The sequence below is a fragment of the Mesorhizobium sp. WSM4815 genome (assembly GCF_055811575.1).
On the sequence record NZ_JBVVQS010000098.1, the window covers coordinates 271,253 to 285,896 of the forward strand.

The window sequence follows — 14,644 nt, forward strand, 5'->3', positions numbered from 1 at the left end:
ATCGCCATTCGGCCTGCCGGTTTCAAGCCGGTTCAGGAGAAACTGTCGTAGCCGGCGCGGCCCTCGTCCAGCAGCCGCCGGATCACGCCAACGCCGCCCGCGATGTCCTCTCGTCGCTCCGGCTGTGAAACGCCAAACCGCACGCCGTGAAAAACCTGCTCGGAACGCCCGGCCTTGAACTCGTCCTCATCGTCGATGAGCACGCCATGTTCGAGACAGGCGTTCTTGAAGGTGCCGGAAAGCCATGGATCAGGCAGGGTGAGCCAGACGAAGGGCACATTGTCTAGTGCGTTGAAGTCGAACCCGGCTAGTGTCTCGCGCACGATCGCCACGCGCGCGTTGATCTCGACGATGCTGCGCTTGCGCATCTCGCTGGCCTGGCCGGACAGAACCAGTCGGCTACACACTTCCGCCAGCAGGAAGGGGAGGCCACCCGTCAGCATCTTGTGAGCGACCCGGATCCGGTGGCGATAGGCCGGCGGACAGGCGAGCCAGCCGCCGCGAACGCCGGCCGCAACCGATTTCGACAGGCCGGCGGCAACGATGGTCCGTTCGGGGGCATATTCGGCCAGGAGCGGCGTCGGGTCGTCGGTCAGATCGCCATAGAGATCGTCCTCGATCAGGATGACATTGTATTCGCGCGCGACGCGCGCGATGGCCTCGCGGCGCGTCGCCGACAGCGTCACCAGTGTGGGGTTCTGTGCCGTCGGCATCAGGAACATCATTTTCGGGTGTTTTTGCGCGCAGACGCGCTCGAAATCCTCTGGATCGAGCCCTTCCGCGTCCGATGTCACCAGCGCGGTGCGGCGGCCGATCAGGCCGGCGCTGCGAGAAATCTGCGAGTAGGTGAGGTGCTCGAAGACGATATAGTCGCCGGGCGTGGTCAGCGCGGCAATCGCCGCCATAACCGCGGCATGGGTGCCGAGCGTCGGAACGATGCCATCGGGGCTTGGGCGAAACGAATTTCGCGACAGCCAGTTGCAGCCGGCCTCGACCCAGCGGTTGGGAAAATCCCGCGTATAGCTTGAAATCTCGTACGGATGCTCCTGCGCCGTGCGCGAAAGCACATCGGCGACAATGGCGCCCTGGCCGGTATCAGGCGCAGCCGTGCTGTCGAAGCGCAGTTTGCCGCGAGGCGCATCGATATAGCGCGTGCCTTCCACCTGCGGGTCGGGCGCCAGCAGATCGGTCTTGGCATCATGCCGGCCAAGCACATAGGTTCCGCGTCCGACTTCGCCGCTCACCAGGCCCCGCTCGCGCAACAATTGGTAGGCCCTGCCGACCGTGCCGACGGTCGTGCCGATGTCGTATGCCAGATCGCGCTGCGGCGGCAATTTTGCCCCGGCGGCGATCAAGCCACGGTCGATGTCCGTTTCGATGGAATCTGCAAGCCGCTGATAGAGCGGCCCGGAGCCGGCGGAAAGGTCGGGAAGCCAATTTGTCATGGTGACAATTTTCTATATTGCACCGTTTTGAGAGTCAATACATATGTGACCGCGCAACAAATAGGTACAATCTCGAATTTTGGTAGCAAGAAAATGGCTGCAATCGATACAATCCGTTACATGAGAGCTGGATTGCCCGGAGCCCGCCCGTCAGGCCGTCAAGGCTATGTCCGTCGCTTGGTGCGAAGGGTCAGCTCACTTGCAAACCGGATCGGCCGCTTGCTGGATCGCCGGCGCAGTCGGCTGGTCTTGCTGGAAATGACCGACGATCAGCTTAGGGATATCGGCATCTCGCGTGCCGACGCCCATCGTGAGGGTCTGAGGCCGTTCTGGGACTGAGAATACGCGCTGAAATAGAAGACCAGCGAGCCGACAAAACTGCGGCCGGCTGCCATCGACGCCTGAACGGTGATGCAGATTTGCAGGACAAGGGCGGCCAGGCCGATGCCCAGACCGGCGACCTGCGCGAAGCGGCGCACAGCCCTATGCAGCCGCACCGCAGGCCTGATTGCCAGCCTGCCAGCGGGCAATGTCCGAGCCGATGCGTGCGCCGAGCGGTTCGGCCATCAGCGGACCGTACACGTCAACCCGGCGTGAATTGCCCTGTGCCTGCACGACCAGCAACGGCTTTCCGCCATAATGCTTGACCGGAACCAGCAGAAAGCGCGGCGTGCCGGTGAACGAATTCAGCTCGTTGGCCATCTGATAGGGCTTGAAAGCGGGATCCTTGCTGGCGATCCAGCATTTGTGGGCGGCGATCGCCACCTGTTCCATGGCAAGCAGCGCCGCACTCTTGCCCGAAGGCGCCGGCGCGTTCTTCGGCTTCGACTGGCAGGAGGCGAGCACAAGGCCGGCGGCGGCGACAAGAGCGAGGCGGGCGATCGTCTGTCTCGGGCTCATGCGGCGCCTATTTCGAATTCGGAAAAAAGATGAACGCTGAAGATATCAAGCGGCGATGCCAAGCGCACTTTCGAACAGCGCCCGGCCGTCGCTGCCGCCATGCGCCGCTTCGATCAGGTTCTCGGGATGCGGCATCAGGCCGAGCACATTGCCCTGGCCGTTGATGATGCCGGCAATGTCGTTGATCGAGCCGTTGGGATTGGTGCCTTCGGCATAGCGGAACACGACCTGGCCTTCGCCTTCGAGCCTGCGCAGCGTCTCGGCGTCGGCAAAGTAATTGCCGTCATGATGTGCCACCGGCGAGCGGATGATCTGGCCCGGCTGGTAGCGGCGGGTGAACATTGTGTTGGCGTTGGCGATCTGCAGCTTGACCTGTCGGCAGACGAATTTCAGCGACGTGTTGCGCATCAAGGCGCCTGGCAAAAGGCCGGCCTCGACCAGGATCTGGAAGCCGTTGCAGACGCCGATGACCATCACGCCCTTGGCCGCCTTTTCGGCGACCGCCCGCATCACCGGCATGCGCGCGGCAATGGCGCCGCAGCGCAGATAGTCGCCGAAGGAGAAGCCGCCAGGAATGGCGATCAGGTCGACGTCGGGAATTTCGGTGTCGGTCTGCCAGACGGTGACCGGCGGCGTTCCCGAAATTTTGGTCAGCGCCGCGATCATGTCGCGGTCACGGTTGAGGCCTGGCAGGAGGACGACGGCTGATTTCATTTCGTTTCGTAAGGCCTCTGGGCTTCGGCAAGCTCGCGCAGGTCTAAGCGGCGTTCAATATGTTCCAGGCGCTCGTCCTGGCGAGCCAGCACGCCATAAATGTTCTTCACGTCGCCCTCGGTGGCGATGAGATGGCCGCGGATAGAGCCAAGCTCGGACTTTACCTCCCCGAGCGTCAAATCCATCCTGTCCAGACGCGACTGAATGGACTTGAGGACTTCAAATATCAAGCTTCCATCAATCTCGGCCATCTGCCCTCCGGCACAACCTCAGGTAATGGCCACACTATAGTTCTCAATCACCGTATTCGCCAGAAGCTTGTCGCACATGGCTTTGAGATCGGCTTCGGCCTTGGCCTTGTCGCTCTCAGCAAGCTCGACGTCGAAAACCTTGCCCTGCCGAACCTGGCCGACGCCGTCAAAGCCCATCCCGGACAATGCGTGTTCGATCGCCTTGCCTTGCGGGTCGAGCACGCCGTTCTTGAGAGTGACGGTAATGCGGGCCTTGATCACGCTGGACATGCTCCTGTTCGACGTGTTGAGCGGCAAGAAATCTCAGTGCGGCTTGCCTTTGAGGCCATCGGTCGAGGCGACGAGCACTGGTCCGGCGGGACGCGGCGGCTCGTTCTCGTTCATGATGCCGAGGCGGCGGGCGACTTCCTGATAGGCTTCGACCAGACCGCCCATGTCGCGGCGGAATCGATCCTTGTCGAGCTTGTCCTGGGTCGCCACGTCCCACAGACGGCACGAGTCCGGCGAGATCTCGTCGGCAACGACGATGCGCATCATGTCGCCTTCGAACAGCCGGCCACATTCGATCTTGAAGTCGACAAGCTGGATGCCGACTCCCATGAACAAGCCGGAGAGGAAGTCGTTGACGCGGATGGCCAGCGCCATGACGTCGTCGATCTCCTGCGGGCTTGCCCAGCCGAAAGCCGTGATGTGCTCTTCAGACACCATTGGGTCGTCGAGCGCATCGGCCTTGTAATAGAATTCGATGATCGAGCGCGGCAGCACGGTGCCTTCCTCGATGCCGAGACGCTTGGCCAGCGAGCCGGCGGCGACATTGCGCACGACCACCTCGAGCGGGATGATCTCGACTTCCTTGATCAGCTGCTCGCGCATGTTGAGCCGGCGGATGAAATGGGTCGGAATGCCCATCCGGTTGAGATGGTTGAAGATGTGCTCGGAAATGCGGTTGTTGAGCACGCCCTTGCCATCGACGATTTCGTGCTTCTTCTTGTTGAAAGCGGTCGCGTCGTCCTTGAAGAATTGGATCAGTGTTCCCGGCTCAGGGCCCTCATAGAGGATCTTGGCCTTGCCTTCATAAATGCGGCGGCGATTTTTCATCTGATCTTTTCTCTGGATTTCCGGGCAGGCGGCAAGCGACCAGTTCCTGTCCGTACGCCTAAATTAGTGCGGCAACGGTAGGGGTTCAATGCCGGTGTCTATCCCAATCGCAGTGTTTGCTCAATCGGCAAATCCTTTCAATCACCGCTTTCCGGAATGAAATGCCGCAGCGCAGCAAGTGATGTAGCATATTGACCGGCCCGCGGCCTTTTGGTTTGTGCTGGGCAAGACACATATTTCGACTGCCAACCAAATCGGATTTGACCGGAGGGATGCCATGAGCAGCATGAAAGATCGCGAGGAGGGCTTCGAGCGCAAGTTCGTAATCGACGAGGAACTCCGGTTCAAGGCTGCGGCGCGCCGCAACAAGGCGCTGGGCCTGTGGGCCGCCGAAAAGCTCGGCAAGGCCGGGGCCGACGCCGAAGCCTATGCCAGCCAGGTCGTCCTCGCCGATATCGAGGAAGCCGGCGACCACGACGTTTTCCGCAAGATCCGCAAGGATTTCGACGAAGCCGGGGTCGCCCAGTCGGATCATCAGATTCGCCGCACCATGGACGATCTGATGGCGCAGGCAATCGAGCAGATCAAGAACACCTGACCCTTGCTCTGAGCCAATCGACACGCTGGACCAATCGACCGCCTCGCCCCTCCGGGCGGTTTTTCTTTGCCTTTGCAGCTGTTTCCGGCTGAACTGCATTAGAGCGACGTGCATCCATTCGGAAAGTACGCTCTAAAACTTTGACTCCTCGCGTCGGGCCGACTTTGTCGGCGATTTTGGGCCGATGCGAGGTCGAATAAGGAAGGCGCCCATGTCCCTCAAGTCACGCCTTGCGGCCGATGAAACCTTGTGCACCGCATGGTCCGGCGTGCCTGATGCCCTGACGGTCGAGATTCTTGCCAGACAGGGGTTCGATGCCGTCACCCTCGACATGCAGCATGGCGGACATCATGAGGACAGCGTGCTGCGCGGCCTTGCGCCGGTGCTGGCCGCCAACAAACCGGCGCTGGTGCGCATTCCGGTCGGCCGCTTCGACATGGCCAGCCGCGCGCTCGATTTCGGCGCCGAGGCGGTGATTGCGCCGATGGTGAATTCGGTGGCGGACGCCAGGCTGTTCGCTGCCGCCATGAAGTATCCGCCGCTCGGCGAGCGTTCCTGGGGCCCGACTTACGCCTTTCCGCGTCATGGCAAGGGCGACTATGCCGACTGGCTGCGCGACAGCAACGCGCGCACCATGGCCTTCGCCATGGTCGAGACGCGCGCCGCGCTCGATGCACTCGACGGCATCCTCGACACGCCGGGTATCGACGGCATCTTCCTAGGCCCATCGGATTTTTCGATTGCCTGGTCGAACGGCGCCGCCGTCAACTCGACGCTCGAAAGCATGATGGAAACAGTCGCCTCGATCGCCGAGCGGACGCGCAAGGCCGGCAAGCATGCCGCGATCTACGTCATCGAGCCGGCCATCGCCGGCCGCGTGGTGTCGATGGGCTACCGGCTGCTGGCGATGGGCTCCGAGCACGCGTTGATCGGGCTGGGCGCAAAAACCCTGCTGAAGAGCGTGAGGGACTCGATAGGCCCCTAAAGGTCGGTCAGGAATTTCGCAAAAGTCATCGAGCCTTCCGGCCACGGGCCGAAGCCGGCATCGGCGTTGAGATGTCCGGCCTCGCCGGCGTCGATGAACAGCGAGCCCCAGGCGCCGGCAATGTCCTCGGCCACCTCGAAGGTGCAGAACGGGTCGTTGCGGCTGGCGATCACCACCGAGGGAAATGCCAGCGGTTCACGCGGATAAGGGCCGAAGGTCATCAGGTGCCTGGGTTTTATCTCTGGATTGGCGACGTCGGGCGGCGCCACGAAGAAGGCTCCGGCGACCCGACGCTGGAACTGCGGCATTGCCTGGATCACGGCGGCGACGCCGAGCGAATGCGCGACGACAACGACCGGTCGCTCGGCCTCGTTGACCGCCTTCGCCACGCTCGCCGTCCAGTCTTCGCGCACTGGCTTCGACCATTCCGCCTGCTCGACGCGCCGCGCCGTCGACAATTTCGATTGCCAGCGGCTCTGCCAATGGTCGGGACCGGAATTGGTGTAGCCCGGCACGATGAGAATGTCTGCATCCCTGACTTTCATGGCGCGCATGTAGCGAGGGACACGGTTTCGTGCAACCGTGATGATGATCGGTGCGATACTCACAAATAGTGAACACCATGTTCGCTTCTTGCCGTCTTGTGTGAACGATCGCGATCGACGATCTGTCATCGGGAAAGGAAACTGCCGTGTACATGAGACCCAGGATTTGGAACTGACACGACGAACAATGGTAGGTAGCGCCGGGCTCCTGGTTTTGGGGATTTCGTCGAAGGCCGCCCAAACGGAGACTTTCATGAGCGAACTGCCCTTTGCCGCCACGACCCCGGTCAGCGTTGCCCGCGTCGGGCTGCGGGCGCGAGATGCCGAAAGCTTGGCCGCTTACTATCGCGATGTCATTGGGCTGCAGGAACTGAGCCGCACCGGTGGCACGATCACGCTGGGCGCCGCCAATCGTCCCTTGCTCGACATCGAGGCGGATGCAGCGGCGAAGCCCGACGATCCGCGCAGCGCCGGCCTCTTCCACACTGCCTTCCTGCTGCCCAGCCGGGCCGACCTCGGGCGCTGGATCAACCACGCCATCGCCAACAACATCGGCATCGACGGCGCTTCCGACCATCTGGTCAGCGAGGCGCTCTACCTGACCGATCCCGAAGGCAACGGCATCGAGATCTATTCCGACCGCCGCCATGAGGACTGGAAGTGGAATGGTGACAAGATAGCGATGGCGACCGAACGGCTCAACATTTCGTCGGTCGTCGCCGACGTGCCGGCCGGCGATGCCGCCTGGCAGGGCATGCCGGACAACAGCATCATCGGCCATGTCCATCTGCGCGTCGGACGGCCGGAAGACGCCGAGGCCTGGTGGCACCAGGAATTCGGCTTCGATACCATGGCGAAATATGGTGGCGCGGCGGTGTTCCTGTCATCAGGCGGCTACCACCACCACATCGGCGCCAATTCGTGGCAGAGCGCCGGCGCCGGCCGTCGCGATCCTTCCCGGTCCGGCCTCGCCTGGGTCGAAATGCGGTCCGACAATGTGACTGATGCAGCGACGCGCGAGGACCCGTGGGGAACGGTGATCAGGACCGTTCCCGGCAAGGCTTGATTATTCGAACCTGACGGTGCGGCGAGGTCGATGCCGTCTTACCTTCTCCCCTTGTTTGTGGGAGAAGGTGGCCGCCACGGGTCTTGCCTTCGGAAAGCCCGAGGACAGGCTCCGCGGTCCGATGAGGGGTGCTCCAGCTTGGAACCGCCGGCTGGGACCGGTCAAAACCGCGTGGCCTCACGCTTCTCCGAACACCCGTTTGAAGATCGTGTCGACATGCTTGGTATGATAGCCAAGGTCGAATTTTTCACGAATTTCGGCCTCGGGCAAGGCTGCGGTGACCTCCTTGTCGGCCAAAAGTTCATCAAGGAAATCAGCGCCTTGCTCCCATACCTTCATGGCGTTTCGCTGCACCAGCCCGTAGGCGTCCTCACGGCTGACGCCGGCCTGGGTCAGAGCCAGCAGCACACGCTGCGAATGCACGAGGCCGCGGAACTTGTTCATGTTCTTCAGCATGTTGTCGGGATAGACGAGCAATCTGTCGATGACACTGGTCAGCCGCGATAGCGCGAAATCGAGCGTCACAGTCGCATCCGGGCCAATCATGCGCTCGACCGACGAATGCGAAATGTCGCGCTCATGCCAGAGCGCCACGTTCTCCATCGCCGGCAGCGCGAACGAACGCACCATGCGCGCAAGCCCGGTGAGGTTTTCGGTCAGCACCGGGTTACGCTTGTGCGGCATCGCTGACGAGCCCTTTTGCCCGGGCGAAAAATACTCTTCGGCCTCCAGCACCTCGGTGCGCTGCAGATGGCGGATTCCCGTCGCCAGCCGTTCGATCGACGAGGCGATGACAGCGAGCGTCGCAAAGAACATCGCATGGCGGTCGCGCGGGATCACCTGCGTCGACACCGGCTCCGGCTTCAATCCGAGTTGCTTCGCCACATGTTCTTCGACATAGGGATCGATATTGGCGAAGGTGCCGACTGCACCTGATATGGCGCATGTCCCAATATCCTCGCGCGCGTGCACAAGCCGCTCGCGGCAGCGCGAGAATTCGGCATAAGCCTGCGCCAGCTTCACGCCGAAGGTGGTCGGCTCGGCATGGATGCCGTGACTGCGACCGATGGTGACGGTGTCCTTGTGTTCGAAGGCGCGGCGCTTGAGCGCCGCAAGCAGGCCGTCGATGTCGGCCAGAAGGATGTCGCTGGCGCGGGTGAGCTGCACGGCAAAGCAGGTGTCGAGAACGTCCGAGGAGGTCATGCCCTGATGAATGAAGCGGGCGTCCGGACCGACGAATTCGCCGAGGTGGGTGAGGAAGGCGATGACGTCGTGCTTGGTGACGCGCTCGATCTCGTCGATCGCCTCGACGTCGAACTTGGCGGCTCCGCCTTTTTCCCAGATGGTTTTGGCGGCCTCCTTCGGGATCACGCCGAGCTCGGCCAGCGCGTCGCAAGCGTAGGCCTCGATCTCGAACCAGATGCGGAACCGGGTTTCGGGCGACCAGATGGCCACCATTTCCGGCCGGGAGTAGCGAGGGATCATCGGTCAGTCCTGACTTGCGAGGGCGTTCGCCCGCGTCGTAACAGAGGCAGACAAAATGCTCAACGCTGCTGCCGCGCAAACCAGATGCTGGCGAGAGCAAGCGCGATGAAACCGAGCGGAAAATAAAGCCGGATACCCAGCACGATGAATTGATAGAACGCCGTTGCCATGGTGTGCACGAACTGGATGGACCAGCCAATGGTCAGTGCAGGTTCATGCCACTGGGCATAGTAGGAACGGTATTGCAGCGCAAAGAGCCCACCGGTGAAGCCGATCGTGGTGGCAAGAAGGCAGACAAACGCGGCCGCCAAGGCTACTTGCCAATGCCGCCCGAGCGAGACGAGCCGTGCCAGGAACAGGCCAACCGGAAAGGCGAGCGCACCGCCCGCCGCATAGAGCAACGAGACGAAGCGGATATTTGCCGGGGTCACCCAGTCGTCCAGCAGCAGATTGACAAGTGCGCTGGCGCCCATCGCGGCGGCCCACAGCAGGGCGCCGCAAACTGCGGCGGACGGCGACGGCAAGGCCTTGCCGATGCGATCCAGGACGCCGTTGCGTATGGCGGGGAGCGACGTCACAGCCGGCCGGTCACCGCGATCCAGCGATAGTCAGGCCCTTCGAAGCCGTACTGGCGCACCGCGATCAGCACGGCATAGGCGCTGAGGCCCTGCATGGAAAATGTCTGCACCGCGCCGATTCGATAGCCGTTCGGGCAGCCTCTGCTTTTGGGGATCGACTTGTCCTCGTGCAGGAGTTCAGTCTTGCCGCCGCCTTTCGCCTCGATGCGCAAAAGGCGAAAGCCGTTGATCTCGCCAAGGTTTTGGCAGGTTTCGGTATCGTTCATGCCGATCTCGTCGAGTCGGAACTCGAGCGGATCATCGACCGGCGAAAAGATCGGCCGCGGGTTGACCACCATGCGGAACGGATCGGCCGAAAGCTCGGTCACCGGGTTGGAGCCGGCGGTGATGCCGCGATTCGCCGTCAATTCCGCTTGTTTGATGATAGCTTCACCTTTCTGCCGGGCTGCAAGACGCGCCGCGTCGAGCGTTGCGTTCTCGTCGTCAAGCCGCACCCTGATCGGTGTGCCCTTGAGAAAACTGTCGTCGGCGGTGTTGATGTAATAGCGATTGGCATAGGGAAACCCCGACCCGTCCTGGACACCGTACTCCTCGAAGGCGAAGGCGCCGCCACCCCCGGTGAAGCCGAGGATTTCAAGCTCGGCAACATCGCCGGCATGCGCGGCGAGCGAAGTTGCAAACTGGGCAAGGAGGGACACAGCAAACAGGACGAGAATTCGCATCGGATTTCCGTTTGAGCAGCCAGCGTTGTTTCGATCACTATCACGACATCGTCAAAACGTCGTGCCCTCTGAGACGCAACTCGATGCATCCAATCGTGCCGTCACTTGTTTATGTTGGCAGCTTCACCGCATCGACCCGAAAATCGGAATCGATTTTCGGAAAGTACGATGCGTTGATTTAAAGTGTTAGAGCGTCCTTTGCGCGTCCAAAAGGACGCGCGGCGCTCTAATGGAGAACCCACAATGACCGATGCAGCCAGCATTCGCGAACATATGGAAGTGATCGGCGCCGACGGCGTCCATGTCGGCACTGTCGACAAAGTTGAGGGACAACGAATCAAGCTGACCAAGCGCGACAGCGGCGAGGGCGCCCACAGGGGGCATCACCACTTCATTCCGCTCAGCCTCGTAGCCGAAGTCGAGGGCCAGAAAGTCCGGCTGTCGGCAAATTCGGATGTCGCGGTCACGTTCGAGGAAGAAAAATCCGACCCCACCTGATGACGGGCCACGGCAGCCCGCATTCAGCGCGACGACCAGACCGGAAACAGGTCGCCATCGGCGGGCGTCGCGGCAAAGACGCCGCGGCTGATGGCGCGCGCCATGGTGGCGCCGGCCGCGGCGTAAAGCTCGATGGCGTCGTTGGGCGCGAGCTCGATGCCGCTCTTGCCGGTCGCCAGCGCGAAAACCAGATCTCCGTCGGCCGGCGTATGTGTCGGCCAAATGGCGCGCACGAAGCCGTCATGCGCTGATATCGCCAGGCGTTTTGCGGCGGCCTTGGTGAGAAGGGCGTCCGTGGCGATGACGGCGATGGTCGTGTTGCCTCCGACGTGCTTGTCGCGAAATTTCAGCAGGATCCTTTTCGCGTCCTTCGGCATCGGCGTGGGATAACCGAGCCCGCCGAACTCGTCGCCGATCTCGAAGGGCGCTGCCCAGAAGTGCCTGCTACGGGCGATCGTCACCGAGCCGGTCGGATTGACAGCGGCGAGTGCGCCGATGGTGACGCCGCTGTCGAGCACCGTCGAGGCCGATCCGAGGCCGCCCTTGAGGCCGGAACTCAGGGCACCGGTGCCCGCGCCGACCGTGCCGAGCGCAAAATCGATGCCGACTGCCTGTGCCGCCTCATAGCCGAGATCGCGGTAGGGCGGATAGCGGCCCCAGTCCTTGTCGCCGCCGTTGCGCAGGTCGAACAGGATCGCCGCCGGCACGATCGGCACGCGAAAGCCGCCGACCTCTACGCCGATGCCGTTTTCGCGCAGTGCCGCCTGTACGCCGGATGCGGCATCGAGGCCGTAAGCCGAGCCACCCGAAAGCACCACGGCATGGATCGCCTCGATCGAATTGTGCGGATCGAGCAGGTCGGTCTCGCGGGTGCCTGGCGCACCGCCCAGGATCTGGACACCGGCCACCGCCGGTTCGTCGCAGACGATGGTGGTCACCCCGGACTTCAGCCTAACATCGGAAGCGTTGCCGACGCGCAGGCCGGCGACATCGGTGATGAGATTGCGCGGCCCTGTCCGAAACATCATTTGGCCTCCGCCGGCACGAAATGTGCGCCGTTGAAACGGAAGACCCGATAGAGGTTCTCGGTCAAGTCGCCCTTGCCGTCAAAGCGGATGGGCCCGATCGCGGAGCTGAAGTCATGCGCGGTAAGCGCATCGGCCAATGGCTTGCCGGAGGTTTCCGCCAGCGCCGTCGCCGCTTCGGCGATCTCGACCGCCGCAAAGGCCGGCAGCGTGTAGCCGTCCGGCACGATGTTTTGTGCGGCAAAGCTTTCGAGCACCCTGGAGTCGGCGACATCGGCCCATTCGGGCGGCGCAATCATCAGCGTGCCCGTGGCATAAGGCACGTCGCCGGGCGGTGTGCGCAGCGCTTCGCCGCCGGCAAAAATGATGCCGGCATCGAGTTGGCCGGCGTCGCGGCCCATGATGGCGATGTCTTCGCCGTCGCCGCCGGCGAAGACATGCGTTGCACCGGCCTTCCTCAGCCGCCCGATCAGTCCGATCTGGTTGTCGAGCTGCGGCCTGAATGTGTCGACGAACACCGGTTTCAGCGCCGCCTGCTCGGCTGCCGCCCGAAGCGTCTCGGCGATTTCGCGGCCGTAAATCGTGCCGTCGTCGATGATGGCGAACAGCTCGTTCTGCCATTGGCGGGTGAGATTGAAGGCGACGGCGTTGCGCTCGTCATCGCCGCGCGGCCCGAGCCGAAAGATCGGCCAGCCGGTCTTGGCGCGCCGGTCGGTCAGGCTTTCGGTGCGCACGCCGACGGTGATGACCGGTATGTCGGCGTCCTTCAGGATCGGCAGTGCCGCCTCGATCGCCTCGGTGCAGAGGAAGCCGACGACCACGCCGACTTTCGACGCAACGAATTTCCTCGCCGCGGCAGCCCCGCCATCGGCCGTGCAGGCGTCGTCGACAACCTTGAGTTGAGCACCGTTCGCCGCTGCCGCCAGGCCGGCGCCCGCCTCGATCTGCTTGCCGAGGGTCGCCGACGGCCCGGACAGTGGTGCTGCGACGCCGACCAGCAGCATCTCAGCGTTCGCATCACCGGCGAGAGACAGCCAAGCCAGCACCGCTATTGTCGTTGTCGTGCCTATTGTCCGGGGTCGCATGCGAGCGAAGATTTCCTCCGCGCCGGTCGCGTGTTTGCCGGCGCCACTTCCTGCCAAGACCTAAAGGCTGGTCAGCTTTCACGCAACACGCGAAATTCAGGATGCATGTCAACCACTTCGCTTGTGGCATGCAATATCCCGCCATATATAACGGTTGGGTTCATCTCGCTTCAAACCAATGGAAATCGCCGGTGCTGAAGAAGAACGACATAGGGCCGCAGGCCTATCGCGACGCGATGGCCCATTTTGCCGGCCACGTCCATGTGGTCACCACCGATGGTTCCGCCGGCAGGCGGGGTGCGACTGTCATTGCAGCCTGTTCGGTGTCGGACACGCCGCCGACCATCCTGGTCTGCCTCAATCGCGAAAATCCCAAGAACGAGCCGTTCGTGAAGAATGGCAGGTTCGCCTTGAACGCGCTGGCTTCGGACCAGGAGGCGCTGTCGGTCGGCTTTTCCGGCCTCACCGGCCTGCCCGTCGAGGAACGCTTCGCGCTCGGCGAGTGGGATATGATCTCGACCGGCGCGCCGACGCTGAAGGGCGCGCTCGCCGTGTTCGACTGCGAACTGATCGACACCAAGGATCTGGCCACCCACCGTGTGCTTTTTGGCAAGGTGACAGGCCTGCGCACCGGCGATAATTTGCGGCCGCTGATCTATCACGACCGCGGCTATCACGCTCTGTAGAGGCCCTGGATGGCTGCACCCACGGAGAAAGAATGACCGAGTTGAAACCGCGTCCCGCACCGCGGACGATCGATGAGACGCTCGATCTACTGACCGGTGCGGACTATGTGGCAGACCGGTCGCTGGCGACCGTGCTGTTTCTATCGCTGCGCATGAAGCGGCCGCTGTTCCTTGAGGGCGAGGCCGGCGTCGGCAAGACCGAGATCGCCAAGGTGCTGGCGCAAGCGCTCGGCCGCCGGCTGATCCGCCTGCAATGCTATGAAGGCCTCGACGTCTCGTCCGCCGTCTACGAGTGGAACTACGCCGCGCAGATGATCGAGATCCGCATGGAAGAGGCGGCCGGCAAGGTCGATCGCTCCGACATGGAGCGCAACGTCTTTTCCGAAAAATACCTGATCCGCCGCCCGGTGCTCGACGCACTGACCGGCAAGGCGGGCGCCGCCCCGGTCTTTCTGATCGACGAGCTCGACCGCACCGACGAGGCCTTCGAGGCATTCCTGCTCGAAATTCTCTCCGACTTCCAGGTCACGGTGCCCGAGCTCGGCACGATCAAGGCGGAGGAGCCGCCGATCGTCATCATCACCACCAACCGCACCCGCGAGATCCATGACGCGCTGAAGCGCCGCTGCCTCTATCACTGGGTAGACTACCCGAATGCCGAGCGCGAGCTGGAGATCGTGCGCAGAAAAGTACCGCAGGCCAACAGCCGGCTGTCGGCAGAGGTGGTTTCGTTCATACAGAAGCTGCGCCAGATCGAGCTGTTCAAGGTGCCGGGGGTTGCCGAGACCATCGACTGGGCCAGCGCGCTGACCGAACTCGACAAGGTGGCGCTCGATCCGGAAACCGTTTCCGACACGATCGGCGTGCTGCTGAAATACCAAGACGACATTGCCCGTATAGAACAGGGCGAAGGCCGGCGCATCCTCAACGAGGTGAAGGCCGAGCTTTCGGCGGCGGAGTAGG

The 14,644-nt window shown here is 62.6% G+C and carries 20 protein-coding genes; 7 read left to right on the plus strand and 13 right to left on the minus strand.

The features are described 5' to 3' along the window. Nucleotides 1-32: 32 nt before the first annotated feature. On the minus strand, nucleotides 33-1,445 hold the full coding sequence (locus tag AC0L2B_RS22435) for an aminotransferase-like domain-containing protein (RefSeq protein ID WP_473746848.1): 1,413 nt from the start codon (nucleotides 1,443-1,445) through the stop codon (nucleotides 33-35). Nucleotides 1,446-1,565: 120 nt separating this feature from the next. Between AC0L2B_RS22435 and AC0L2B_RS22440 the strand changes: the two genes are divergently transcribed. After that, nucleotides 1,566-1,784: a DUF1127 domain-containing protein gene (locus tag AC0L2B_RS22440; protein WP_419697047.1), complete on the plus strand. Its 219-nt coding sequence runs from the start codon at nucleotides 1,566-1,568 to the stop codon at nucleotides 1,782-1,784. On the opposite strand, the gene AC0L2B_RS22445 is transcribed toward AC0L2B_RS22440, so the two are convergent. The 6 genes from AC0L2B_RS22445 to purC are packed head-to-tail and all read right to left on the minus strand — an operon-like array spanning nucleotide 1,715 to nucleotide 4,408. After that, nucleotides 1,715-1,924: a hypothetical protein gene (locus AC0L2B_RS22445; protein WP_287259743.1), complete on the minus strand. Its 210-nt coding sequence runs from the start codon at nucleotides 1,922-1,924 to the stop codon at nucleotides 1,715-1,717. The genes AC0L2B_RS22440 and AC0L2B_RS22445 overlap by 70 nt on opposite strands. 4 nt (nucleotides 1,925-1,928) lie before the next feature. After that, nucleotides 1,929-2,345, minus strand: a complete 417-nt coding sequence (locus AC0L2B_RS22450; RefSeq protein ID WP_027154186.1) for a hypothetical protein — start codon at nucleotides 2,343-2,345, stop codon at nucleotides 1,929-1,931. Between the two features lie 45 nt (nucleotides 2,346-2,390). Beyond that, a complete protein-coding gene (purQ, locus tag AC0L2B_RS22455) occupies nucleotides 2,391-3,059 on the minus strand; it encodes a phosphoribosylformylglycinamidine synthase subunit PurQ (protein WP_023798248.1) in 669 nt (222 codons plus the stop codon). Continuing rightward, a complete protein-coding gene (locus tag AC0L2B_RS22460) occupies nucleotides 3,056-3,310 on the minus strand; it encodes a hypothetical protein (protein WP_473746849.1) in 255 nt (84 codons plus the stop codon). The genes purQ and AC0L2B_RS22460 overlap by 4 nt, the downstream gene beginning before the upstream one ends. Nucleotides 3,311-3,328: 18 nt before the next feature. Next, nucleotides 3,329-3,571 carry a phosphoribosylformylglycinamidine synthase subunit PurS gene (gene purS / locus AC0L2B_RS22465; RefSeq protein ID WP_023798246.1) on the minus strand — a complete coding sequence of 81 codons (243 nt, stop codon included), beginning with the start codon at nucleotides 3,569-3,571 and terminating at the stop codon, nucleotides 3,329-3,331. A 42-nt stretch (nucleotides 3,572-3,613) separates the two neighbouring features. Further along, nucleotides 3,614-4,408: a phosphoribosylaminoimidazolesuccinocarboxamide synthase gene (gene purC / locus AC0L2B_RS22470; RefSeq protein WP_023798245.1), complete on the minus strand. Its 795-nt coding sequence runs from the start codon at nucleotides 4,406-4,408 to the stop codon at nucleotides 3,614-3,616. 277 nt (nucleotides 4,409-4,685) lie between these two features. Between purC and AC0L2B_RS22475 the strand changes: the two genes are divergently transcribed. Together AC0L2B_RS22475 and AC0L2B_RS22480 are read left to right on the plus strand one after the other, a co-directional pair. Then, a complete protein-coding gene (locus AC0L2B_RS22475; RefSeq protein ID WP_027154189.1) occupies nucleotides 4,686-5,006 on the plus strand; it encodes a DUF1476 domain-containing protein in 321 nt (106 codons plus the stop codon). Nucleotides 5,007-5,217: 211 nt separating this feature from the next. Continuing rightward, on the plus strand, nucleotides 5,218-5,991 hold the full coding sequence (locus AC0L2B_RS22480; protein ID WP_473746850.1) for an HpcH/HpaI aldolase family protein: 774 nt from the start codon (nucleotides 5,218-5,220) through the stop codon (nucleotides 5,989-5,991). Here AC0L2B_RS22480 and AC0L2B_RS22485 read toward each other — a convergent pair. Continuing rightward, nucleotides 5,988-6,536, minus strand: a complete 549-nt coding sequence (locus AC0L2B_RS22485; protein ID WP_473507733.1) for an RBBP9/YdeN family alpha/beta hydrolase — start codon at nucleotides 6,534-6,536, stop codon at nucleotides 5,988-5,990. The genes AC0L2B_RS22480 and AC0L2B_RS22485 overlap by 4 nt on opposite strands. A gap of 253 nt (nucleotides 6,537-6,789) precedes the next feature. Between AC0L2B_RS22485 and AC0L2B_RS22490 the strand changes: the two genes are divergently transcribed. Then, the gene (locus tag AC0L2B_RS22490; RefSeq protein ID WP_473746851.1) at nucleotides 6,790-7,602 is read left to right on the plus strand and encodes a VOC family protein; all 813 of its coding nucleotides are present in this window, start codon (nucleotides 6,790-6,792) and stop codon (nucleotides 7,600-7,602) included. A 177-nt stretch (nucleotides 7,603-7,779) separates the two neighbouring features. On the opposite strand, the gene purB is transcribed toward AC0L2B_RS22490, so the two are convergent. Genes purB through AC0L2B_RS22505 form a run of 3 tightly spaced genes read right to left on the minus strand, consistent with a single transcriptional unit; the run spans nucleotide 7,780 to nucleotide 10,387 of the window. Continuing rightward, nucleotides 7,780-9,087, minus strand: a complete 1,308-nt coding sequence (gene purB / locus AC0L2B_RS22495; RefSeq protein ID WP_473746852.1) for an adenylosuccinate lyase — start codon at nucleotides 9,085-9,087, stop codon at nucleotides 7,780-7,782. Nucleotides 9,088-9,146: 59 nt separating this feature from the next. Continuing rightward, nucleotides 9,147-9,665: a hypothetical protein gene (locus AC0L2B_RS22500; protein ID WP_027154193.1), complete on the minus strand. Its 519-nt coding sequence runs from the start codon at nucleotides 9,663-9,665 to the stop codon at nucleotides 9,147-9,149. Then, entirely contained in the window at nucleotides 9,662-10,387 is a 726-nt protein-coding gene (locus AC0L2B_RS22505; protein ID WP_473746853.1) for a DUF2259 domain-containing protein, read from the minus strand. Before AC0L2B_RS22505 ends, AC0L2B_RS22500 begins: the two co-directional genes overlap by 4 nt. A 243-nt stretch (nucleotides 10,388-10,630) precedes the next feature. Here AC0L2B_RS22505 and AC0L2B_RS22510 point away from each other — a divergent pair, with 243 nt between their 5' ends. Next, complete coding sequence (locus tag AC0L2B_RS22510) at nucleotides 10,631-10,885, plus strand: DUF2171 domain-containing protein (RefSeq protein ID WP_023798236.1); 255 nt, start codon at nucleotides 10,631-10,633, stop codon at nucleotides 10,883-10,885. 23 nt (nucleotides 10,886-10,908) lie between these two features. Here the strand turns inward: AC0L2B_RS22510 and AC0L2B_RS22515 are convergent, their stop codons facing one another. Together AC0L2B_RS22515 and AC0L2B_RS22520 are read right to left on the minus strand one after the other, a co-directional pair. Then, nucleotides 10,909-11,910 (minus strand): P1 family peptidase, encoded by a 1,002-nt coding sequence (locus AC0L2B_RS22515; RefSeq protein WP_473534656.1) that lies wholly within the window; start codon nucleotides 11,908-11,910, stop codon nucleotides 10,909-10,911. After that, on the minus strand, nucleotides 11,910-12,995 hold the full coding sequence (locus tag AC0L2B_RS22520; RefSeq protein ID WP_473534540.1) for a branched-chain amino acid ABC transporter substrate-binding protein: 1,086 nt from the start codon (nucleotides 12,993-12,995) through the stop codon (nucleotides 11,910-11,912). Before AC0L2B_RS22520 ends, AC0L2B_RS22515 begins: the two co-directional genes overlap by 1 nt. 191 nt (nucleotides 12,996-13,186) lie before the next feature. On the opposite strand from AC0L2B_RS22520, the gene AC0L2B_RS22525 reads away from it, so the two are divergent. Together AC0L2B_RS22525 and AC0L2B_RS22530 are read left to right on the plus strand one after the other, a co-directional pair. Continuing rightward, nucleotides 13,187-13,681: a flavin reductase gene (locus tag AC0L2B_RS22525; RefSeq protein WP_473534539.1), complete on the plus strand. Its 495-nt coding sequence runs from the start codon at nucleotides 13,187-13,189 to the stop codon at nucleotides 13,679-13,681. Nucleotides 13,682-13,713: 32 nt separating this feature from the next. After that, nucleotides 13,714-14,643, plus strand: coding sequence for an AAA family ATPase (locus AC0L2B_RS22530; protein ID WP_287228940.1), 930 nt, complete (start codon nucleotides 13,714-13,716; stop codon nucleotides 14,641-14,643). Nucleotide 14,644 lies beyond the last annotated feature (1 nt).